The sequence below is a fragment of the Betaproteobacteria bacterium genome (assembly GCA_016720065.1).
Lineage (GTDB): Bacteria > Pseudomonadota > Gammaproteobacteria > Burkholderiales > Rhodocyclaceae > SSSZ01.
The window spans coordinates 371,795-394,028 of sequence record JADJXY010000002.1 but is presented as its reverse complement, the minus strand read 5'-3'; the positions used below and the strand labels follow the sequence as shown (position 1 = coordinate 394,028).

Annotated in this window: 20 protein-coding genes and 1 tRNA gene; 5 read left to right on the top strand and 16 right to left on the bottom strand. The window is 64.0% G+C overall.

Annotated features, from left to right (window positions below):
• The 7 genes from IPM73_05010 to rlmE all read right to left on the bottom strand — a co-directional run bounded on the left by IPM73_05010 (position 1) and on the right by rlmE (position 6,144).
• A tRNA-Leu gene (locus IPM73_05010) sits at positions 1-85 on the bottom strand.
• Positions 86-139: 54 nt separating this feature from the next.
• Entirely contained in the window at positions 140-514 is a 375-nt protein-coding gene (gene secG, locus IPM73_05005) for a preprotein translocase subunit SecG (GenBank protein ID MBK8917422.1), read from the bottom strand.
• A gap of 7 nt (positions 515-521) precedes the next feature.
• Positions 522-1,271, bottom strand: coding sequence for a triose-phosphate isomerase (locus IPM73_05000; protein ID MBK8917421.1), 750 nt, complete (start codon positions 1,269-1,271; stop codon positions 522-524).
• 74 nt (positions 1,272-1,345) lie between these two features.
• Positions 1,346-2,698: a phosphoglucosamine mutase gene (gene glmM, locus IPM73_04995; GenBank protein MBK8917420.1), complete on the bottom strand. Its 1,353-nt coding sequence runs from the start codon at positions 2,696-2,698 to the stop codon at positions 1,346-1,348.
• Complete coding sequence (folP, locus tag IPM73_04990; GenBank protein MBK8917419.1) at positions 2,695-3,534, bottom strand: dihydropteroate synthase; 840 nt, start codon at positions 3,532-3,534, stop codon at positions 2,695-2,697. Before folP ends, glmM begins: the two co-directional genes overlap by 4 nt.
• Before the next feature lie 55 nt (positions 3,535-3,589).
• Positions 3,590-5,470, bottom strand: a complete 1,881-nt coding sequence (gene ftsH, locus IPM73_04985) for an ATP-dependent zinc metalloprotease FtsH (GenBank protein ID MBK8917418.1) — start codon at positions 5,468-5,470, stop codon at positions 3,590-3,592.
• A 56-nt stretch (positions 5,471-5,526) separates the two neighbouring features.
• Positions 5,527-6,144: a 23S rRNA (uridine(2552)-2'-O)-methyltransferase RlmE gene (rlmE, locus tag IPM73_04980; protein MBK8917417.1), complete on the bottom strand. Its 618-nt coding sequence runs from the start codon at positions 6,142-6,144 to the stop codon at positions 5,527-5,529.
• 31 nt (positions 6,145-6,175) lie between these two features.
• Here rlmE and IPM73_04975 point away from each other — a divergent pair, with 31 nt between their 5' ends.
• Positions 6,176-6,514, top strand: a complete 339-nt coding sequence (locus IPM73_04975) for a YhbY family RNA-binding protein (GenBank protein MBK8917416.1) — start codon at positions 6,176-6,178, stop codon at positions 6,512-6,514.
• A 163-nt stretch (positions 6,515-6,677) separates the two neighbouring features.
• Here the strand turns inward: IPM73_04975 and IPM73_04970 are convergent, their stop codons facing one another.
• From IPM73_04970 to IPM73_04940, 7 genes are all read right to left on the bottom strand, one after another.
• Entirely contained in the window at positions 6,678-7,139 is a 462-nt protein-coding gene (locus IPM73_04970) for a DUF4149 domain-containing protein (GenBank protein ID MBK8917415.1), read from the bottom strand.
• A 15-nt stretch (positions 7,140-7,154) separates the two neighbouring features.
• Entirely contained in the window at positions 7,155-7,631 is a 477-nt protein-coding gene (greA, locus tag IPM73_04965; protein MBK8917414.1) for a transcription elongation factor GreA, read from the bottom strand.
• Positions 7,632-7,696: 65 nt separating this feature from the next.
• Complete coding sequence (gene carB / locus IPM73_04960) at positions 7,697-10,903, bottom strand: carbamoyl-phosphate synthase large subunit (GenBank protein MBK8917413.1); 3,207 nt, start codon at positions 10,901-10,903, stop codon at positions 7,697-7,699.
• Between the two features lie 18 nt (positions 10,904-10,921).
• Positions 10,922-12,073, bottom strand: a complete 1,152-nt coding sequence (gene carA, locus IPM73_04955; GenBank protein MBK8917412.1) for a glutamine-hydrolyzing carbamoyl-phosphate synthase small subunit — start codon at positions 12,071-12,073, stop codon at positions 10,922-10,924.
• Positions 12,074-12,204: 131 nt separating this feature from the next.
• Complete coding sequence (locus IPM73_04950) at positions 12,205-14,757, bottom strand: response regulator (GenBank protein ID MBK8917411.1); 2,553 nt, start codon at positions 14,755-14,757, stop codon at positions 12,205-12,207.
• Positions 14,758-14,864: 107 nt separating this feature from the next.
• Positions 14,865-15,671: a 4-hydroxy-tetrahydrodipicolinate reductase gene (dapB, locus tag IPM73_04945; GenBank protein ID MBK8917410.1), complete on the bottom strand. Its 807-nt coding sequence runs from the start codon at positions 15,669-15,671 to the stop codon at positions 14,865-14,867.
• A 15-nt stretch (positions 15,672-15,686) separates the two neighbouring features.
• The gene (locus IPM73_04940) at positions 15,687-16,166 is read right to left on the bottom strand and encodes an outer membrane protein assembly factor BamE (GenBank protein MBK8917409.1); all 480 of its coding nucleotides are present in this window, start codon (positions 16,164-16,166) and stop codon (positions 15,687-15,689) included.
• A 97-nt stretch (positions 16,167-16,263) separates the two neighbouring features.
• Here IPM73_04940 and fur point away from each other — a divergent pair, with 97 nt between their 5' ends.
• Entirely contained in the window at positions 16,264-16,713 is a 450-nt protein-coding gene (fur, locus tag IPM73_04935) for a ferric iron uptake transcriptional regulator (protein ID MBK8917408.1), read from the top strand.
• A 9-nt stretch (positions 16,714-16,722) separates the two neighbouring features.
• On the top strand, positions 16,723-17,313 hold the full coding sequence (locus IPM73_04930; GenBank protein MBK8917407.1) for a TMEM165/GDT1 family protein: 591 nt from the start codon (positions 16,723-16,725) through the stop codon (positions 17,311-17,313).
• A gap of 62 nt (positions 17,314-17,375) precedes the next feature.
• Here IPM73_04930 and recN read toward each other — a convergent pair whose 3' ends face one another.
• Positions 17,376-19,025: a DNA repair protein RecN gene (recN, locus tag IPM73_04925; GenBank protein MBK8917406.1), complete on the bottom strand. Its 1,650-nt coding sequence runs from the start codon at positions 19,023-19,025 to the stop codon at positions 17,376-17,378.
• Entirely contained in the window at positions 19,025-19,936 is a 912-nt protein-coding gene (locus IPM73_04920) for an NAD kinase (GenBank protein ID MBK8917405.1), read from the bottom strand. The genes recN and IPM73_04920 overlap by 1 nt, the downstream gene beginning before the upstream one ends.
• 121 nt (positions 19,937-20,057) lie before the next feature.
• Here IPM73_04920 and hrcA point away from each other — a divergent pair, with 121 nt between their 5' ends.
• Together hrcA and IPM73_04910 are read left to right on the top strand one after the other, a co-directional pair.
• Positions 20,058-21,086, top strand: a complete 1,029-nt coding sequence (hrcA, locus tag IPM73_04915) for a heat-inducible transcriptional repressor HrcA (GenBank protein MBK8917404.1) — start codon at positions 20,058-20,060, stop codon at positions 21,084-21,086.
• On the top strand, positions 21,086-22,189 hold the full coding sequence (locus IPM73_04910) for a ferrochelatase (GenBank protein MBK8917403.1): 1,104 nt from the start codon (positions 21,086-21,088) through the stop codon (positions 22,187-22,189). The genes hrcA and IPM73_04910 overlap by 1 nt, the downstream gene beginning before the upstream one ends.
• The last annotated feature ends 45 nt before the right edge of the window (positions 22,190-22,234 follow it).

Genomic DNA, 22,234 nt, shown 5'->3' with positions numbered 1-22,234 from the left:
TGGTGCCGACGGCGAGACTCGAACTCGCACAGCTTGCGCCACTACCCCCTCAAGATAGCGTGTCTACCAATTTCACCACGTCGGCACATGTTTTAAGCCGCGACGCACGAGGACTTGTGCGCGTCACGACCCCCTTGCATTACTTCGGTATTTCCTTGGCCTTAGAACCCTGATCGGCCGGCACCGCTGGAGCCTCTGGCGAAGCCGCAGCAGGCGCCGGAGAAGGCTGCGATTGTACCGACTCCTGCATGAGGCTGCCAGTCGTTTTTGGCTTGCTCGAAGCGACGTAGGCCAGGGTCAGACTGGTGGCAAAAAAAACTGCCGCCAGGATGCCCGTGGAACGACTCAGGAAGTTCGCCGAACCCGACGCACCAAAAAGACTGCCGGAGGCTCCGCTCCCGAAAGCAGCCCCCATGTCCGCACCCTTGCCGTGCTGCATCAGCACCAGACCGATAATGGCCAGCGCCGCCAGAATATGCACCGTCAGAACTATGGAAAATACCCAATTCATCATCTCAACCTCAACCCGCCGCCCGGCAGATTGCCAGAAAATCTTCCGCCACCAGGGCCGCGCCACCAATCAGCCCACCGTCGATGTCGGACTGCCCGAACAACTCGACCGCGTTCTGGGGCTTGACGCTCCCGCCATAAAGAACCCGAAGACCGGACGCAACCGCAGGGTCGGCCTGGCCGACACGCCCGCGGATCATCGCGTGGACCTCTTGAGCCTGCGCTGCCGTAGCCGTGCGACCGGTGCCAATGGCCCAAACAGGTTCGTATGCCACGACCGCGCGAGAAAAGGCTGCCACACCGGCCGCGGCGAGAACGGCATCGAGTTGGCGCAACACGACCGCCCCCGTCTCTCCGGCCTCGCGCTCGGCAAGCGTCTCACCGACGCAAAGGATAGGCACCAGGCCGGCTGCCTGAGCCGCAACAAACTTGGCCGCGACGACCGCGTCGGTCTCGCCATAAAGGGTGCGCCGCTCGGAGTGACCGACGATCACGACACGACAGCCCAGTTCGTGAAGCATTGATCCCGAGACTTCGCCGGTATAGGCCCCCTTGTCGAACTCGCTGAGCGTCTGACCACCAAGAGCGACGGAAGTCCCGCGCAGAAGGCCGCCACACTGGGCAAGATAGGGGAACGGAACGCAGACAGCCACCTCGGCAGTCACCCCGGACAACCCTGCCAGAACGCCGCCCAACAACTCGGCGTTGGCCTGAAGATTGCCGTGCATTTTCCAGTTACCGGCGACGAATTTTTTGCGCATTACTGAGGGATTCCGGGGTTGCAAAACTTTCGAATTCTAGCCCGGGACGGCCCTCTCGGTCAAGGAGAAAGCCCCTATTGGACGGCGTCCCGCACCGCTTGGGCGAGCCTTTCGGCAAGCTGAGCAACGTGGAGGGAATCTTCGCCCTCGACCATGACGCGCAGCAGAGGCTCGGTTCCCGACGCCCGCAGGAGAACCCGGCCGCGCCCGGCCAATTCGGCCTCAACCGCGCTCTGGGCGGCCCGGATTCCGGGGTCGTCCTTCCAAGGAAAACCACGCGTAGTCTGGACGTTGATCAGTTTTTGCGGGTAGAGCGCAAGGCCGGAAAGCAGTTGCCGCAGGTCGCCGCCACTTTCGCGCAGAGCCGCCAAGACCTGCAGTGCTGCAATGATGCCGTCCCCGGTCGTGTGACGATCGAGGGCCAGCAGATGGCCCGAATTCTCGCCTCCGTAGAGCCAGCCTTTTTCCAGGAGCATTTCCACGACGTAACGATCCCCCACCGCCGCCCGGGCAAAGGGAATGTCCATCTTGGCAAGCGCATGTTCGAGGGCGAGGTTGGTCATCAGCGTTCCGACCACCCCGGCGACTTTTCCGTGGCGGGCGCGGCCCCTTACCATGGCGTAGAGGAGTTGGTCGCCATCATAGAGATTGCCCTCGGCGTCTGCCATCTGCACCCGGTCGCCATCACCGTCCAGGGCAATGCCCAGGTCGGCACGATGCGTCAGGACCGCCTCGCACAGGGCGCGCGGTGCCGTCGCACCCACGGCATCGTTGATGTTGAATCCATTGGGTGCGACGCCGATGGGAATGACCTCGGCCCCCAGTTCGTGAAACACGTCCGGCGCCACATGGTAGGCGGCGCCATGGGCGCAGTCGACGACGACGCGCAGGCCACGCAGATCGAGGTCGTTGGGAAAGGTGCTCTTGCAGAATTCGATGTACCGCCCGCGGGCATCCTCCAGACGACGCACCCGTCCGAGGTCGCCGCTCGGAACACATTCCATGGCGGAATCCAGGGCGTTCTCGACGGCCAGTTCGACGTCGTCCGGCAGCTTGGTTCCCTGGGACGAGAAAAACTTGATTCCGTTATCGTAGTACGGATTGTGGGAGGCGGATATGACGATCCCCGCCTGGAGCCGCAGTGCCCGTGTCAAATAAGCAATGGCCGGTGTCGGCAGCGGCCCGACCAGGGAAACATCGACCCCGGCGGCCGAAAATCCCGCTTCCAGCGACGCTTCCAGCATGTAACCGGAGATTCGGGTGTCCTTGCCGATGAGCACGGCCGGGCGGGTCCCGTGGGGGCGGTGCTCGCGGGCCACGAGAACCTTGCCGGCTGCGTAGCCGAGCCGCATGACGAAATCCGGGGTGATGGGGGACTGACCGACCCGCCCGCGCACGCCGTCGGTGCCGAAATATTTTCTGCTCATTGTGTTTCTCCCTCGTTCAAGGCCGCAAGCACGGCCAAAGCATCCTTGGTCGCCGCCACATCGTGCACGCGCAGCAGATGGGCTCCTCGTTGTACCGCCAGCAGGGCCGCAGCAACACTGGCCGCCTGCCGCTCAGCTACCGGGCGTCCGCCGGTCAGCGCGCCCAGCATGGACTTGCGCGAAAGTCCGGCGAGAATGGGCAATCCCCGCGGGGCTACGCGCCCCAGCGAACGCAGCAGGGCGAGATTGTGTTGCAGAGTCTTCCCGAACCCGAACCCAGGATCGACAAGCAGGCGATCCTCGTCTACACCAGCCGCAACGCAAGCCTCGACCCGCCGGCCGAGAAAGCTAGACACCTCTGAAAGCACGTCGCCGTAGCACGGATGGGCCTGCATCGTACGCGGTTCGCCCTGCATGTGCATGAGGCAAATTGCGCAATCCGAATCGGAAACGATCCCAAGGGCATCGGGATGACCCAGGGCCGTGATGTCGTTGATGAGCGAAGCTCCGGCAGAGAGGGCTCTGGCCATGACTTCGGGCTTGCAGGTATCGACCGAAACCGGAACCCCCCACGAGCAGACGGTCTCAAGGACAGGGAGCAAGCGATCCAGTTCCTCGCCAACCGTCGCAGGCATGGCTCCGGGTCTCGAGGACTCCGCCCCCAGATCGAGGATGTCGGCGCCCTCTTCCCACTGCCGCCGAGCGTGGGCCACCGCCGCCGCATGCTTGCCCGCCAAGCCATCGCCCGAAAAAGAATCCGGTGTGAGATTGACGACGCCGACGATCAGGGGGCGATCCAGGGAAAATCGATAGGATCCGCAGCGGAAGCTTTTCATGGCGGGCAAACAAAAACCGGGAGCGGGCTCCCGGTCGAGTCATTTGGCCGTAGGGTCAGGCCGTCGCAGGGGCGCTGGGTTCAGCACCAGGGCTGCCGCCTGAAGACGAAGGCCTGGGACTTCCCTGGCTTGGCTTTGGCGGTCGTGGCGCTTGGCCGGCCATGATGTCGTCGATCTGCTCGGCGTCTATGGTTTCCCACTCCAGAAGAGCCTTGGTCATGGCTTCGACCTTATCGCGATTCTCTTCCAGCAGTTGCTTGGCAAGCGCGTATTGCTCGTCGATGATGCGGCGTATCTCGGAATCCACCTTCTGCATGGTGGCCTCGGAAACGTTCTTGTGCTGTGTGACGGAGCGCCCGAGAAAAACTTCGCCTTCATTCTCACCGTAAACCATGACCCCAAGGTCCGACATGCCGTAACGCGTGACCATATCGCGGGCCATGGCGGTCGCCCGCTCGAAGTCGTTGGATGCACCGGTGGTCATCTGGTTCATGAACAACTCCTCGGCAATGCGTCCACCAAACAGCACGGCAATACGGCTCATCAGGTAGGTCCGGTCGTAGGCATAGCGGTCCTGCTCGGGGAGTTGCATGGTCAATCCAAGAGCCCGTCCGCGCGGAATGATGGTGACCTTGTGCACCGGATCGGACTTGGGCACCAACTTGGCGACCACCGCGTGGCCCGACTCATGGTAGGCCGTGTTGAGCTTTTCTTCCTCGCTCATAACCATGCTGCGACGCTCGGCGCCCATCATGATCTTGTCTTTGGCCTTCTCGAAATCTTCCATATCCACCAAGCGCTTGTTGCCTCGGGCGGCAAACAGGGCCGCCTCGTTGACCAGATTGGCCAGATCGGCGCCGGAGAAGCCTGGGGTGCCACGGGCTATGATGTCCGCCTTGACGTCGCCGGCAATGGGAACCTTGCGCATATGCACCTTGAGGATCTCTTCCCGACCGCGAATGTCCGGGAGGGGCACTACGACCTGGCGGTCGAAGCGGCCTGGACGCAACAGGGCGGGATCAAGAATGTCAGGGCGGTTGGTGGCAGCTATGACGATGATACCTGCGTGGCCCTCGAAGCCATCCATCTCCACCAGCAACTGATTCAAAGTCTGTTCACGCTCGTCGTTGCCACCGCCGAGGCCGGCACCACGGTGACGACCGACGGCGTCGATTTCATCGATGAAGATGATGCACGGCGCATGTTTCTTGGCATTCTCGAACATGTCGCGAACACGGGCGGCACCAACACCGACGAACATTTCGACGAAGTCGGAACCGGAGATGCTGAAGAAGGGCACCTTGGCCTCCCCGGCGATGGCCTTGGCCAGAAGAGTCTTGCCGGTGCCGGGATTGCCGACCATCAACACGCCCTTGGGAATACGCCCCCCCAGCTTCTGAAACTTGGAGGGATCGCGCAGGAAGTCTACCAGTTCCTGTACCTCCTCCTTGGCCTCGTCACAGCCCGCTACGTCGGCAAAGGTAATGGTGTTCTGAGCTTCGTCCGTCATCCGCGCCCTTGACTTGCCAAAGGAGAAGGCGCCGCCTTTTCCGCCCCCCTGCATCTGGCGCATGAAGAAGACCCACACGCCGATGAGCAGAAGCATGGGGAACCAGCTGACAAAGATGGTCATCAGGAAAGATTGCTCTTCTTCGGGCTTGGCCTCGACCTTGACCCCATACTTGAGCAGGTCGGAAACGAGCCAGATATCGCCCGGCGAGTATGACACCACCTTCTTGCCCTCGGTGGTGGTGGCCTTGAGAGTACGCCCCTCCATGACCACCTTCGCGATGCGCCCCTGCTTCACCTCCTCGATGAATTGCGAATATTCCATCGAGGCCTGGGCCACCTGACGATTGCTCATCTGATTGAACACCGTCATCAGCACGAGGCCGATGATGAGCCAGATCGCCAGGTTTTTGAACATGTTGTTCAAGCTTGCACTCCTTTAGGCTGCACAGAGCAGTAAAAACGTCATTCTAAACAAAACCCTCAGCGCAATGTGCGCCCCAGAAGATAAAGCTCGGCACTGCGATCCCGGGAGGCCTCGGGCTTCCTCACCGCCACCGTTGCAAAAGTCGCGCGCATGGCCTTCAGGAAGGTATCGTAGTCACTGCCCTGAAACACTTTGACCAGGAAGGCTCCCTGCGGTTTCAGGTGCTCTCGTGCGAATTCCAGGCCCAGTTCCGCCAAATGCATCACCCGTGCCTGATCGACCAGGCTTACACCGGACATATTGGGGGCCATGTCCGACATTACAAGCCCGACCGGACGACCGGCCAGCGCTTCCTCAAGTTGTTCAAGGACCGGATCGTCCCGAAAATCGCCCTGCAGGAAGCAAACGCCGTGAATGGGATCCATTTCCAGGAGATCGAGGGCCAACACCCGGCCTTCGTCGCCGACACGCTTGGCGGCCACCTGGGACCAGCCGCCCGGAGCGGCTCCCAGGTCAACGACCACTTCGCCTCGTTTCAGCAATTTGTCCTTATCGTCGATTTCCATCAGCTTGAACGCGGCGCGGGAACGCCAACCTTCCTTCCTGGCCCGCTGAACGAAGGGGTCGTTAACATGCTCACGCATCCACGCTTTGCTGGTTCTGGTTCTGGCCATTGGCTAAAATGCCGGTTTTGAAAGGTTTTTCATGCTGCAATTATCCGCCGAAGAACGCCGCAGTCTGCGCGCCCGGGCTCACGGCCTCGATCCCGTCGTCTCCATTGCCGAAAACGGCCTTTCCGATGCCGTACTCAAGGAGGTCGACGTGTGCCTCAAGGCGCACGAGCTCATCAAAGTGCGCGTCTATGGCGACGATCGCAGCGTGCGGGAGGCGTATCTGACCACCCTCTGCGAGCGCCTTGGTGCCGCGCCGGTACAGCATATCGGCAAACTCCTGGTGCTCTGGCGCCCCACACCGGCCGATGCGACGCCCGTCCGGCGCGGTCGCAAGCCCGCCTCCAGAACCAAGCGCTCGTACCAGAACTAAGCCCTGGAAACCCATGGACTTAGCCGGTGCAGCCGAGCGTCGTGCTCGGGGGATCGGCAAGGCATGCGGCACATTCTGAATTCCGACCGAACTGGACATCTTCAAGTCCAAGCGGGCGCAACCGGGCACGATGAGCAAGGGTGAAACGGACTCCCACGGCGCTTCAGCGCAGCCCCCGTTCGCCCCAGGCCACCAACCAGAGACCCAGCAAGGTTTCCACGAGATAGACGACACTGGAAATGCCATGCCAGGCCGCAAAACGGTCCCGGAAGGCGCTATCCATGACATACCCGGGAAGTGCCTCGGCCTTCAACTGCGCCATGATAGGTTGAATGCCAAACAGGCCCGCGGCGGTCAGTAGAAGCAGCAGAATCACCAGCCAGAAGACGCAGCGTTTGATCACCGCAACACCCCAGCGGCCAATCAGAAATACAAGAAGATAGGCACCTCCACCGAGTCCTATCCAGCCCACCAGGGCGAAGAGCTTCCCGGCGACCATTCCGGCCAATTGCGGATCCCCTACGCTGGAGAACAGCGTAGGCGCTGCCAGGTAACCGATGGCGCACAGCCCGCCAACCCAAAGCGCCAGCACCCAGCGGTAGAGGACTTCGGAAAGGGTGCGCATCAGATCGGGAAACGCTTACACGTAGCGGACGTCGATGATTTCGTATTCGCGCATGCCACCCGGCGCCTGCACCTGGGCGATGTCGCCGGCGTACTTGCCGATGAGGGCGCGGGCCACCGGCGAATTGACTGAAATCTTGCCGATCTTGATGTCAGCCTCGTCCTCACCAACGATCTGGTAAGTGACCGCATCGCCGGAATCCTGATCTTCCATTTCCACGGTGGCGCCAAAGACGCAACGGCCGTCGGCATCCAGCAGCTTGGGATCGATGATCTGGGCGTTGGAGAGCTTGCCCTCCACCTCCTGGATGCGCCCCTCGATAAAGCCCTGGCGCTCCTTGGCGGCATCGTATTCGGCGTTTTCCGAGAGGTCGCCGTGGGAGCGGGCTTCGGCAATCGCAGCCACCACGTTGGGGCGGTCCACAGTCTTGAGGCGATGCAATTCGGCACGCAGTTTCTCGGCGCCGTTAACAGTCAGCGGAATCTTGCTCATGGTTCTTCCAGCAAAAGCAAGACCGCCGGCGCCTCAATGGCGTCCCCGGCGGTCCGGTGGGTTGTTCAGTGAAGCTGCGCGTGCAGCGTCTGGATAGGATACACCACCAGATCGCTCCGGTTGCGTATGCCCTCCGCCGCCGCCTCGGCCCCCCAGATCGTCGTATACATCGTCACCCGAGCCTGCAGACCGGAGGTGCGGATGGAACGGGAATCGTTGATGGCGCCGCGCTTTTCTTCGACGGTGTTGATGATGAGGGCGATCTCGTTATTCTTGATCATGTCCACGATGTGGGGACGACCCTCGGTCACCTTGTTCACCGGCTGCACCGGAAGGCCGGCGGCCTCGATGGCATGGGCCGTGCCGCGGGTGGCCACCAGGTGGAAACCGGCTTCAGCCAGATGGCGGGCCACTTCCACGGCCTTGGCCTTGTCGCTGTCCTTGACCGAGAGGAAGGCCTTGCCGCTGTGGGGCAGGCGCACGCCCGCTGCCAGTTGCGACTTGACGAAGGCTTCGGCGAAGCTGGTGCCGACGCCCATGACCTCGCCGGTGGACTTCATCTCGGGGCCGAGGATGGTGTCCACACCGGGGAACTTGACGAAGGGGAAGACGGCTTCCTTGACCGAGAAGTAAGGCGGGATGACCTCGGCGGTGACGCCCTGGGCCTTGAGGCTCTTGCCCGCCATGCAGCGGGCGGCAATCTTGGCCAGTTGCAGGCCGGTGGCCTTGGAGACGAAGGGCACGGTGCGGGAAGCCCGCGGATTCACCTCCAGCACATAGACGTCCTCGTCCTTGATGGCGAACTGGACGTTCATCAGGCCGCAGACGTTCAGGGCCTTGGCCATCAGCTTGGTCTGGCGGCGCAGCTCGTCCTGGAGGGCCTTGGAGAGGGAATACGGGGGCAGCGAGCAGGCCGAATCGCCGGAATGCACGCCGGCCTGTTCGATGTGCTCCATGACGCCGCCGATGATCACTTCGCCGCCATCGGAGAGGGCGTCCACGTCCACTTCGCAGGCGTCGTTGAGGAAGCGGTCGAGGAGCACCGGCGAGTCGTTGGATACCTTGACCGCTTCCCGCATGTAGCGCTCGAGGTCCTTCTGCTCATGGACGATTTCCATGGCCCGGCCGCCCAGCACGTAGGAGGGGCGGACCACCAGCGGATAACCGATTTCGGTCGCCAGGCGCAAGGCGTCCTCCTCGGTGCGGGCGGTGCGGTTGGGGGGCTGCTTCAGCCCCAATTCGTGCAGGAGCTTCTGGAAGCGCTCGCGGTCCTCGGCGATGTCGATGGATTCAGGCGTCGTGCCGATGATGGGCACGCCGTTGGCTTCCAGGGCCAGGGCCAGCTTGAGGGGCGTCTGGCCGCCATACTGAACGATGACGCCCACCGGCTTTTCGATGGCGACGATCTCCAGCACGTCTTCCAGGGTCAGGGGCTCGAAGTACAGGCGGTCGGAGGTGTCGTAGTCGGTGGATACGGTCTCCGGGTTGCAGTTGACCATGATGGTCTCGTAACCGTCTTCGCGCATGGCCATGGCGGCATGGACGCAGCAGTAGTCGAACTCGATGCCCTGGCCGATGCGGTTGGGGCCGCCGCCCAGCACCATGATCTTCCTCTTGTCGGTGGGCTTGGCCTCGCACTCGTCCTCGTAGGTGGAGTACAGGTAGGCGGTGCCGGTGGCGAATTCGGCGGCGCAGGTATCGACCCGCTTGTAAACCGGGCGTACGCCGAGGGCGTGACGGCGTTCGCGGACGACGGACTCGCTGGTCTTGGTGAGATAGGCCAGACGGCGGTCGGCGAAACCCTTGCGCTTCAGGTAACGCAGCTCCTCGGCGGTGATGGAATCCAGGGCGCGCTTCTCGATGGCCAGCTCCAGATCGACGATCTCCTTGATCTGGACCAGGAACCAGGGGTCGATCTTGGTCAGGTCGAAGACCTTTTCGACGGACATGCCGACGCCGAAGGCATCCGCCACGTACCACAGGCGGTCCGGCGACGGGCGCGCCAGCTGCTCGTCGATGGCTTCCGGATCGACGGACTTCAGGTTGAAGCCATCCACGCCCACTTCGAGGCCGCGCAGGGCCTTCTGCAGGGACTCCTGGAAGGTACGGCCGATGGCCATCACCTCGCCCACGGACTTCATCTGGGTGGTCAGGGTGGAATCGGCCTGAGGGAATTTCTCGAAGGCGAAACGGGGCACCTTGGTGACCACGTAGTCGATGGAAGGCTCGAAGGAGGCCGGGGTCTTGCCGCCGGTGATGTCGTTGGCCAGCTCGTCCAGGGTGTAGCCGACGGCCAGCTTGGCGGCGATCTTGGCGATGGGGAAACCGGTGGCCTTGGAGGCCAGAGCGGACGAGCGCGACACCCGCGGGTTCATCTCGATGACGATCATGCGACCGTCCTTGGGATTGATCGAGAACTGCACATTGGAGCCGCCGGTATCGACGCCGATCTCGCGCAGCACCGCGATGGAGGCGTTGCGCAGGATCTGGTATTCCTTGTCGGTCAGGGTCTGGGCCGGGGCGACGGTGATTGAGTCGCCGGTATGCACGCCCATGGGGTCCAGGTTTTCGATGGAGCAGACGATGATGCAGTTGTCCGCCTTGTCGCGGACCACTTCCATCTCGTATTCCTTCCAGCCGAGGAGGCTCTCCTCGATCAGCAGCTCATGGGTAGGCGAGGCTTCCAGACCGCGCTTGCAGATGGTTTCGAATTCCTCGGTGTTGTAGGCGATGCCGCCACCGCTACCGCCGAGAGTGAAGGACGGGCGGATGATGGTCGGAAAACCGACCATGGCCTGCACCTGATAGGCCTCTTCCATGCTGTGAGCCACGGCGGAACGGGCGGAGCCGAGACCGATCTTGGTCATGGCGTCCTTGAATTTCTCGCGGTCCTCGGCTTTGTCGATGGCTTCCTTGGAAGCGCCGATCAGTTCGACGCCGAACTTGGCCAGCACGCCCTCGCGGTCGAGGTCGAGGGCGCAGTTGAGAGCCGTCTGGCCACCCATGGTAGGCAGCAGGGCGTCAGGCCGCTCCTTCTCGATGATCTTGGCGACCACCTGCCAGGTAATGGGCTCGATGTAGGTGATGTCGGCCATCTCCGGGTCGGTCATGATGGTGGCCGGGTTGGAATTCACCAGGATGACCTTGTAACCCTCTTCGCGCAGGGCCTTGCAGGCCTGGGCGCCGGAGTAGTCGAATTCGCAGGCCTGGCCGATGATGATCGGGCCGGCGCCGATGATGAGGATGCTTTGAATGTCTGTACGCTTGGGCATAGTGAATCCTGCCTTGCCTTACTGGGCCGGCTGCAGCGCGGCCACGCCGCGGGTCATGAGGTCGAGGAAGCGGTCGAACAGGTAGGCCACATCATGGGGACCGGGGCTCGCTTCCGGGTGGCCCTGGAAGGAGAAGGCCGGCACGTCGGTGCGGGCGATACCCTGCAGGGAGCCGTCGAATAGGGAAACGTGGGTGGCCCGCAGGTTGGCCGGCAGGGTATCGCCATCCACCGCGAAACCATGGTTCTGGCTGGTGATAAGCACCTGGCCGGTATCCATGTCCTTCACCGGATGGTTGGCGCCGTGGTGGCCGAACTTCATCTTCAGGGTCTTGGCGCCGGACGCCAGGGCCAGCAACTGGTGGCCGAGGCAGATGCCGAAGGTCGGCACGCCGCGGTCGAGAAACTCGCGGATGGCGGCGATGGCGTAATCGCAAGGCTCCGGGTCGCCAGGGCCGTTGGAGAGGAAAACGCCGTCCGGCTTCATGGCCAGCACCTCGGCAGCCGGCGTCTGGGCCGGCACCACGGTCAGTTCACAGCCGCGGGCGGCGAGCATGCGCAGGATGTTGCGCTTGACACCGAAATCATAGGCGACGACCTTGAAGCGCGTGGCGGCGCCGGGCTGATAGCCCTGCAGGTTCCATTCCCCCTCGCTCCAGGGGTAGCCCTCCTTGACCGACACCACCTTGGCCAGGTCCATGCCGGCCAGGCCGGGGAAAGCGCGGGCCAAGGCCAGGGCCTTGGACTCTTCGACCTCACCGGCCAGGATGCAGCCGGACTGGGCGCCCTTTTCGCGCAGGATGCGGGTGAGCTTGCGGGTGTCGATGCCGGCGATGGCGACGATACCGTGCTTCTTGAGGTAGGACGAGAGATCGTCCTCCGACCGCCAACTGGATGCGCGCAGGGGCAGGTCACGGATGACCAGGCCGGCGGCGTAGTTGGCGGCGGACTCGAAATCCTCAGCATTGCAGCCGGTGTTGCCGATGTGGGGATAGGTCAGGGTAACGATCTGGCGGCAATAGGAGGGATCGGTGAGGATTTCCTGGTAGCCCGACATGGCGGTGTTGAAAACCACTTCGCCACTGGTGACGCCATCGGCGCCGATGGATTGCCCTTTGAAAACCGTTCCGTCGGCGAGGGCGAGAATGGCGGGGGATGATGTGGGCAGCAACGGCACGACCGGCTCTCCTAATTTCTGCTTATGATGTGCCGAGCGGGAAGGCAAACGCCTCCCCGCTCGCAAGTCCAAAACCTTGAAATTATAGCCGAAATGCGCCTTTCCGGACAAGCTTGCCGCGTGAATCAGCCGCGGCCGCGATGGTCCACGAAGCGCTTGAGTTCCGGTTTGAGTCCTGCCATTTCCTCTTCGAGGAGAGAAAAACGGCGCCCACAGTCGTCCCAGGAAATTCCCCCGGGGACGATGGCTGCCTGCTCCAGGTCCAGCGCAAGCTGCCGCGCGGTATCGGCGTGGAACATGGCCAGGAGACTTTTCAGCGTATGGGCATGCATGCGCAGCTCGGAAGCGCTACGGGCAGCCAGCGACTGCCGCAGATGCTCCACGTGGCTGTCCCACTCCGCGAGCATCATGCCTGCCATATTGGCCAGCAGGTCGGCATCGCCGATTTCCTTCAGGGCCGACTCCATATCCAGACGCAGGGGTTCGGCATTGGCGCCCGTTTCCCACAGGCTGGTGCTGCCCACCGAATCCTCATCCACAGCCCGGTCCAGCGCCTCGTAGAGCAGTTCCGGGCGCAAGGGCTTGGCGAGATAGTCGTTCATGCCGGCCTGCAGACATCGCTCCCGATCGCTCTCCATGACGTTGGCTGTCATGGCCACGATCCAGACGGGCTTGAACGCGTCGGAAACAACCCAACTGCGGCGCATTTCCCGCGCGCGGATGGCCTCGGCCGCCTCGACGCCCCCCATGACGGGCATCTGCATGTCCATCAGAATCACATCGAAACGCTGTTTCTCGAACCACTCCAGCGCTTCCGCTCCGTTGTTGGCCACCACCACCCGGTGCGAGCGGCGCTGGAGCAGCCGAACCGCGAGTTCCTGATTCACCGGGTTGTCTTCCACCAGGAGGATATCCAGAATCGGCTCGTCACCCGCGGCAAGTGCGGCATCGACCTCGAAGGCGTCGAGCAGGGCGCCGCCCTCGGCCGTCCCGCCGGATTCTCCCAGGGCGAGAGCCAGGGCGTCTCCCAAGTCGGCCAGGCCCACCGGCTTGACCAAATGGGCGGAAACCCGAAGCTCGCGCAAACGCGCCAGATCGTGCCGCTGATTTTCGGTGCTCAACAACATGACCAGCTTTTCGCGCTGACGCCCGCTGCTCCAATGCTCGGCGAGGGCAAATCCCCCGGGCGCGTCCATGGTCGCGTCGGCGAGAATGAGGTCGTAGGGAAAATCCACCGACCGGGACCGTTCCACCGCCTCCAGTGCCGGGCCCGCTTCCGTCGCGCCGGAAGCCTGAATCCCCAGTCGTTCGAGCAAAGCCACCAGGTGGCGGGCAGTCTGCGGATTGTCATCGATCACCAGCGCGCGACGGCCCGTAAACTTGCGTGGAGCCACATCGGCCGCGTCGCGATCGATGCCAAAGCGCGCCGTGAAGTAAAAGGTCGCCCCCTTGCCCTCGGCGCTTTCCAGCCAGATGCGGCCATCGAGGAGTTGAACCAGCCGGGAACAGATGGCGAGCCCCAGCCCCGTGCCGCCGAAACGGCGGGTCGTCGAAATGTCGGCCTGGGAAAAAGCGTCGAATATCGCCCCCTGCTTGTCCGGCGGGATGCCGATTCCGGAATCGCGGACCTGGAAACGCAGCCAGAGGGAGTGGGGCGACATGCGTTCCACGGCAACCTCGACCTGAACCTCACCCTTCTCGGTAAATTTGATGGCGTTGCCCAGCAGGTTGGTCAACAGCTGGCGAATACGGATCGGATCGCCGATCACCCGGCCGGGCACCTCGGCAGCCAGGGTGACCAGCAGTTCCAGGCCCTTCTTGTGGGCGCTCACCGCCATGACGCGGGCGGCTTCCAGGACCAGATCGGTAAGGTTGAAGCTGATGGCCTCGACCTGCATCTTGCCGGCCTCGATCTTGGAAAAATCTAGGATGTCATTCACGATGGTCAGCAAAGCCTCGGCCGAAGACTTGACCGTCTTGAGGTAATGGCGCTGCTCGGCGTCAAGATTCGTATCGAGGGCAAGCTCGGTCATGCCGATGATGCCGTTCATGGGCGTCCGGATCTCGTGGCTCATATTGGCCAGGAAGGCACCCCGCGCGCGGTTCGCCGTCTCCGCCGCTTCCTTGGCTGCCACCAGACGCGCTTCCGACTCCCGATCTGCGCTCACGTCCCGATGCAGGACCAACATGCGCAGGGGCTCCCCACCCGGATCCCTCGCGGTGATCAGCCCGCGTACCTGGAACCACCGCCAATCGCCAGCCTTGGTCCGCATGCGGACATCGGCGGTAAACAGCGGGGTCCTGTCCTGGGCATGGGCAGCGATGCGCGCCTGCAGGGTGCGCAGATCGTCCGGATTGACCAGTCTTTGCCATCCAGCCACGCTATCGTCGCCGTCCGCCCCATCGTAGCCCAGCAGGGTCTTCCATTTGCGGCCGGATTCGATATTGCCGGAGCGGAGATTCCAGTCGGACAGCGCGTCCCCCGAAAGCTCGTTCTGCCAATGCTGGAGATTGGCGTACATGCTGTAGGTGCTATCGGCCGCCTCCAGAAAGCGCGCCAGCCCCCGGACAAGCTCGCCGTGCCCCCCCTCGATGGCTGACAGCAAGGCCCGCAGACGCTCCTCACCGCCCCCGGGGAAAATCTCCTGGAGTTGACGGTTGAGGAATTGGGATTTCACGGCCGGAACCCGGTCAGAAGTGAAAAACGAAAGGTGAAATGCGGAACACCCATCCTTGCTGACATGCCCTCACCCTTCACATTTCACGTGGCACCCTTCGCTTCGAATCAGCGCAGCCCCAGGACGTCCTGCATGTCGAAGAGGCCCCGTTCCTTGCCCAGCATGTACCTTGCGGCGCGCAGGCTTCCCAGGGCATAGGGCATCCGCCCCCCGGCCTTGTGGCTGACCTCGACGCGCTCGCCGATGCCGCAGAACATCACCGTGTGGTCACCGACGATATCGCCCCCCCGCACCGTTGCAAAGCCGATGGTGGAAGGATCCCGCTCGCCGGTCACGCCCTCGCGGCCATATACCGCGCAATCCTTCAAATCGCGCCCCAGTGCCGCGGCGACGACCTCCCCCATGCGCAGGGCGGTTCCTGAGGGGGCATCAACCTTCATGCGATGGTGGGCCTCGACAATTTCGACGTCGTAACCCGTATTCAGGATGCGGGCAGCGAGATCGAGCAGGCGAAACACCACATTGACCCCCACCGCCATATTGGGCGCGAAAACAACCGGGACGCGCTCTGCCGCCGCCGCGATGGCTGCCTTGCCCGCCGCATCGAAACCCGTCGTGCCGATGACCATGGCCACCCCCCGATCGGCACACAGCGCCAAGTGGTGCAACGTGCCTTCCGGACGGGTGAAATCGATGAGGCAATCACAGCCTTCCAGCGCGGCAACCAAATCCGCCGTCACCGGGACACCGCCCGGAAAACCGGCAAGTTCTCCGGCGGGGCGCCCCAGGTGGGGGCTGCCCGGGATGTCGATCGCTGCCGCGAGGACCGCTTCGCCATCCTTGAGGACCGCCTCGATCAGCGTACGGCCCATGCGCCCCCCGGCACCGACGATGCCGATCCGCAAACCCTTCATCTTCTGCCCCTCTTGTTATAAGCCGACTTTTTCCAGCAGGCGCCCGAAAAAGCCTTTTTCGTCAGCCGGCGGCAAGGGCTTGCCTTCGGCGTCTGTCGGCAGCGACCCCAGGTCGATCACCTGGGTACTGGCTACCGGCGCGGTCAGATCGGCCACCTGAGCGACTTCGACATCCCCCGAAACCTTCTCCAGGCGGCCATCTGCATTGAAGAATACAGAAAATTTGCGCATCTCGACAGCGTTCGTCCGGCCGTTCTCGAGGCGATAGACGTAGTCCCAGCGCTCGGCATGGAAAATATCGGCCAGGAGAGGCGTCCCGAGCAGGAAGCGCACCTGATCCCGGGTCTGGCCAGGCTTGAGCTGGGACACCATTTCCTGGGTAAGCACATTGCCCTGCTGCACGTCGATGCGGTACTCGGTGACGATCCGCGGAACGTTCGAGCAGGCTGCGAGCCCGACGAGGAGGGCGGCGATCAGGATGCGCTGAAAGGTCATGGCGGCGTGCGGAGGGAGTTCTTCAACGGGACCAAAGCGTACTATCATACCCGAAATCCACCCGGCCCCAGGCCTTGCCCCCACTGGTAGAACGACGATGAGCGACCCGCAAAGCCTCAAGAACATGGGACTGAAGGCCACCTTCCCCCGGCTGAAAATTCTGGAATTGTTCGAAAAGAGCAGCGTCCGCCACATGACGGCGGAAGACGTCTATCGGGCCCTCCTCGCGGAAGGCATGGACATCGGCCTCGCCACGGTTTACCGGGTGTTGACGCAGTTCGAGCAGGCGGGTCTCCTGGAGCGCCACTTTTTCGAATCCGGCAAGGCCGTTTTTGAAATCAACGCCGGCACGCATCACGACCACCTGGTCTGCATCGATTGTGGCAAGGTCGAAGAGTTCTACGATGCGGAAATCGAGCAACGCCAGCACCAGATCGCGACCGAAAGAGGCTTTTCCATCCAGGAGCACGCGCTCTACCTCTACGCCCATTGCAGCAAGGCAGACTGCCCCAGTCGCGCTGCGGGAACGCCCAAGATCAAGAATTAAGCGGCCGTGATCGCCGAAACCGGTGCCTGGGGCACCTGGCTCACTTCTGCCGGCACCGCCTTCGCCCTCATCGCTCTGGCCGAGGTAGGCGACAAGAGCCAGTTGGTCTGCATGTCACTGGCGGCCCGCCATCGGGGCCTACCGGTTGCGGCCGGCGCCATCGCCGCCTTTGCTCTCCTCAATGGCCTGGCCGTCCTGTTCGGCTCCGCCGTCGCCGCCTGGCTGCCCGAGGGCTTGGTCACGGCCGCCGTGGCGCTGCTCTTCGCCGCCTTCGGGATACAGGCCCTGCGCTACCGCGAGGAGGAGGAAGACGAAGTGCGGGAGGAAAAAACCGGCCGGGGCGTTCTGGTCACCACCTTCGCCCTGATCTTTCTGGCCGAATTCGGCGACAAGACCCAGATTGCCGTTGCCGGCCTGGGGAGCACCGCCCCGTCCAGTGCGGTGTGGTCGGGAGCCACCCTCGCCCTGGCGGCGACCTCCATCCTGGGTGTGATCGCCGGTCGGCGGCTGCTTCAGCGACTTCCCCTGGTGTGGATTCACCGCGTCAGCGGCGTGTTCTTTCTACTGCTGGCGCTCTTCGCCGCAAGCCGGCTGATCTGAATACTGGCCGGAAACCCAGGCCAGCCGCGCTCGTCAGCCGAGAGACACACAGGCTCCGAGAATCAGATTCCCAGAAGCTCCCGGGCGTGACGCCGGGTGATATCGGTAATATTCACCCCGCCCAGCATGCGAGCGATCTCGCCCACCCGGCCTTCACCGTCCAGGGGCGCGATGGCGCTGCGCACGACGCCTTCCCGGACATCCTTCCTGACCTGCCACTGCCACTGGGCGCGTGCGGCGACCTGGGGCAAATGGGTCACACAGAGAATCTGCCGTTCCTCGCCCAGTTGCCGCAGGAGACGACCGATGATTTCCGCGACGCCGCCGCCGATCCCCACGTCCACTTCGTCGAAGATCAGGGTCGGCACACGGGAGGAGCGGGACGCGACCACCTGGATGGCTAGGCTGATGCGCGACAATTCGCCCCCCGACGCCACCCGGGCGAGGGGCCGCGCGTCGCTGCCGGCGAGCCCGGCGATGCGAAATTCCACCTGTTCGAGCCCGTAGGCGGCGGGCTCGCCGGAAAGCAGCGCCACCTCGAAGCGCCCTGAAGCGAGGGCCAGATCGGCCATGAGCGCCGTCACGGCCGTGGCCAGATCGTCCGCGGCCTGCCGACGGCCGGCGGAAAGGCGCTGCGCCAGGGCGAGATAGGCGCCGCGGCAGGCCTCGACGCGGGAGCGCAAGGCCTCGGTATTGAAAGCGGCCCCGATTTCTCCGAGACGTCCCCGCGCCTGGACGAGCAGTTCTCCGAGTTCTTCAGGACGGACACGAAACTTGCGTGCCGCCCCGTGGATCGCCTCGATGCGTCCCTCGACCTGCGCCAGGCGGCGGGGATCGAGGTCAACCCGATCGGCGTAGCGCCGCAGGAGGGAAACGGCTTCGACCAACTCGGCCTGGGCCGACTGGAGCAGGCCGGCAATGTCGCCCAGACCGGCATCGTAGGTGGCGAGGTCGTCGAGGCGCCGGTGTACCGCATCCAGTTGTCCTTCGCAGGCGCCCTCACCTTCGCACAGGGCGGCCAGGGCGAACTGGGCGCCTTCGAGCAGACTGGCGGCGTGGGCCAGCCTCCGGTGTTCCGCTTCCAGCGCCTCCCACTCGTCCGGCCCCAGCCCCAGGCCATCGAGTTCGGCGACCTGCCACTCCAGTTGCTCCCGCTCCCGCGCCAGGCCTTCACCGCTGGCCGCGGCGGTTGCTAAGGCCAGTTCGGCCTCGCGCCAGGCGCGGAACGCGGCGGCGGTTTCCGCGGCCAGGGCAGCCTGTCCGGCATGGGCGTCGAGCAGGGTCCGCTGGGCGTCGGCCCGCAGCAGGGACTGATGGGCGTGCTGGCCGTGGATATCGACCAGGTCTTCCGCCACCTCGCGCAACTGCTGGGCCGTGGCGGGAGCACCGTTGATATAGGCCCGGGAACGCCCACCGCTGTCGATGACCCGCCGCAGCAGCAACTCCTCGTCGGCGTCGAAGTCGTTGGCAGCCAGCCAGTCGCGCACCGCTGGCCGGCCGGCGACGTCGAACACCGCAGCGAGTTCCGCCTTGTCGCAGCCCGCCCGAACGACTCCCCCTTCGGCGCGTTCTCCGAGGGCCAGAGCCAGGGCGTCGACCAGAATGGATTTTCCTGCCCCCGTCTCTCCGGTCAAAGCACCGAAGCCCCCCGCAAACTCCAGTTCCAGCCGGTCAACGATGACGTAATTGCGTAAATCGAGGCGACGCAGCATCAGTGCCCCCGGGGGCGTTCGCTCCATTGGAGCTTCTGACGCAGCATGGCGAAATAGCGGTAGCCCGGCGGATGGAGAAAACAGATCGAATACTCGGAGCGCCGCAGGCGGACGCAATCCTGGGCCCGCAGGTCGAGGGTGACCTGACCGTCGAAGTGCACTCGCGGATCGTCGGCGTAGGTGATGCGAAGCTCGATTTCCGCCGTGTCATTGACCAGCACCGGCCGGTTGGTGAGGGCGTGGGGACACAGGGGAACCAGGGCGATGCCGGTCAGGGTCGGGTGCAGAATCGGCCCCCCCGCGGAAAGGGCATAGGCGGTGGACCCGGTCGGCGTCGACACGATGAGCCCGTCCGAGCGGAGGTTGTAGATGAACTCGCCGTCGATGAAAAGCTCCAGCTCGATCATGCGCCCGATGGCGCCCTTATCCACCACCAGGTCATTCAGAGCCAGGTTGGCCGCCACCTCCCGACCGTCGCGCAGCACTTCGGCGTCCAGCAACATCCGCTTCTCAGCCGTGAAGCGCCCATCGAGAAGGTCGTCCATGCAGGACAGCATGTCGCTGCGCGCGATATCGGTCATGAAGCCGAGGCGCCCCTGGTTGACCCCGACGAGGGGCACACCGTAGCGTGCCAGCCGGCGCGCCGCATTGAGCATGGTCCCATCGCCGCCCAGAACGATGGCCAGGTCCGCGTGGGCGCCGATATCGTTGAAGCCGCAGGTGACCCAGCGCGACAGGTCGACCAGCTTGCCGATGCGCTCGGAAGTCTCTCTTTCGATGAAGACGCTGATGCCCCGCTCGTGCAGGTACTCGGCCAGGCGACGCAGGGACTCCGCAATCTCCGGGCTGTGATACTTCCCCACCAGGGCGATGGTGCGAGGCGAGCGGTAGGAGCCGAAGGGAGAACTCATGGGGCGAATTTTGGCACAATTCCCTTCAGTCGACTGGCATCCCGGCCCCTCCGGTCCCGCTTCTTGCGTGACAAACCACGATCTTCTCCCGCAAGAGGAATTTTTTTGCCAGAATCGCCCCATGCTCGACCAACGCTCCAGAACCCTCCTCAAGGCGCTCGTAGAACACTACATCGCCGACGGCCAACCCGTGGGATCCCGCGCCCTGTCGCGTTTCTCGGGCCTCGACCTTTCACCCGCCACCATCCGCAACGTGATGGCCGATCTGGAGGAGGCCGGATTCGTCGCCAGCCCGCACACTTCGGCCGGCCGGATTCCGACGCCGCGTGGATACCGCCTCTTTGTCGACAGTCTGCTCACGGTCGAGCCCCTGGACCCTGCCCGGGTGGGGGAAATGGAAGGTGCCCTGCAAATTGCCCAGCCTCAGCAGCTCATCGCCAGCGCCTCACAACTGCTTTCTGGCCTCACCCATTTCGCGGGCATCGTCGTGGCACCGCGCCGCAGTCCGCCCCGTATCCGCCAGATCGAATTTCTCGCGTTGTCGGAAAAGCGCATCCTGCTCATCATCGTCACCACCGACGGTGACGTGCAGAATCGGGTTCTCGTCTCGGAAAAATCCTATTCCCCCGCCGAACTCGTCAGCGCGGCCAATTTTCTCAGCCAGCAGTTCGCCGGCATGGATTTCGAGCAAATCCGCCTGCGCCTGAATGCCGAAATCGAGCAGTTGCGCAGCGATATCAAGCCCCTGATGACCGCCGTCCTGGAGGCGGGCGGCGACGCCCTGGCGGAAACGGCCATGCCCTGCGTGATCTCTGGCGAACGCAATCTGCTGGACGTGGAGGAGTTGTCGTCCAACATGCGGCGCCTACGGGAACTGTTCGATCTCTTCGAGCAACGCTCCAGCCTGATGCGGCTCCTGGATATTTCCCAGCGGGCCGAGGGCGTCCAGATCTTCATCGGCGGGGAATCGGGCATCGCCCCCCTGGACGAATGCAGCGTCGTGACGGCCCCCTACGAAGTCGGTGGGCGCATCGTCGGCTCCGTGGGCGTCATCGGCCCCACCCGCATGGCCTACGAGCGAGTCATCCCCATCGTGGACATCACCGCACGACTCCTGTCCAGCGCCCTCACCACCCAGCAAGGCACCTGATGTCCCGTTTCCGTCCCGAACCGGCGTACCGCCATGGCACGCCGACCCGTCCCGCCGTCGTCCTGGTCAACCTGGGGACGCCGGAAGCCCCCACCGCCAAGGCACTGCGCCGCTACCTCAAGGAATTTCTCTCCGACCCCCGCGTGGTCGAGATTCCCCGCCTCCTCTGGTGGCCCATCCTCAACGGCGTGATCCTCAACGTCCGCCCCGCCCGGTCGGCGGCCAAGTACGCCGCCGTATGGACCCCCGAGGGCTCCCCTCTTCGGGTCCATACCGAACGCCAGGCCAAGCTCCTCGCCGGCCTTCTCGGCGCACGGGGCCACCACGTCACCGTCGCGTGGGGAATGCGTTACGGCGAACCGGCCCTGCCCGCGGTTCTCGATCGTCTCAAGGCCGAGGGGGCCGACCGCATTCTGGGCGTCCCCCTTTATCCCCAATACGCCGCCAGCACCACCGGCACCGTGGTCGACCGGCTGGCCGGCTGGCTCGCCGTCACCCGCAACCAGCCCGAAATCCGTACCCTGCGCAGTTTTGCGGACGACGAGGGCTACCTCGCCGCCCTGGAGGCCTCGGTCCGCCGCCATTGGCAAGACAGCGGCCTGCCGGACGAACGCTACCGCCTGGTCATGAGTTTTCACGGCCTGCCCCGCCGCAGCCTCGACCTGGGCGACCCCTACCACTGCGAGTGCAGGAAGACCGGGCGCCTCCTCGCCGAACGCCTCGGTCTTGCGCCAGACCGGGCCCTGGTGACCTTCCAGTCGCGCTTCGGCCGGGCGGAGTGGCTCCAGCCCTATACCGCGCCCACCCTGGAGCAACTGGCCCGCTCAGGAATCGACCGGGTCGACGTCATCTGTCCCGGATTCGTCGGCGACTGCCTGGAAACCCTGGAGGAAATCGCCCTGGAAGCCCGGGCCACCTTCCTGGCAAGCGGCGGCAAGACCTTCCATTACATTCCCGCCCTCAACGAACAGCCGGCCTGGATCGCGGCCCTGGCGGACCTCGTCGAGCGCCACCTCACCGGCTGGCCGACCCGGCGCAGCGCAGACCCGGCCGCCCTCGCCGATTCAGCGCGGCGGGCGCGCGATCTGGGCGCGCCGGGTTGAGGCTTCCGTTGCGCTAAAGCCCCCCGCCGCCCGGCCGTAGAAGGA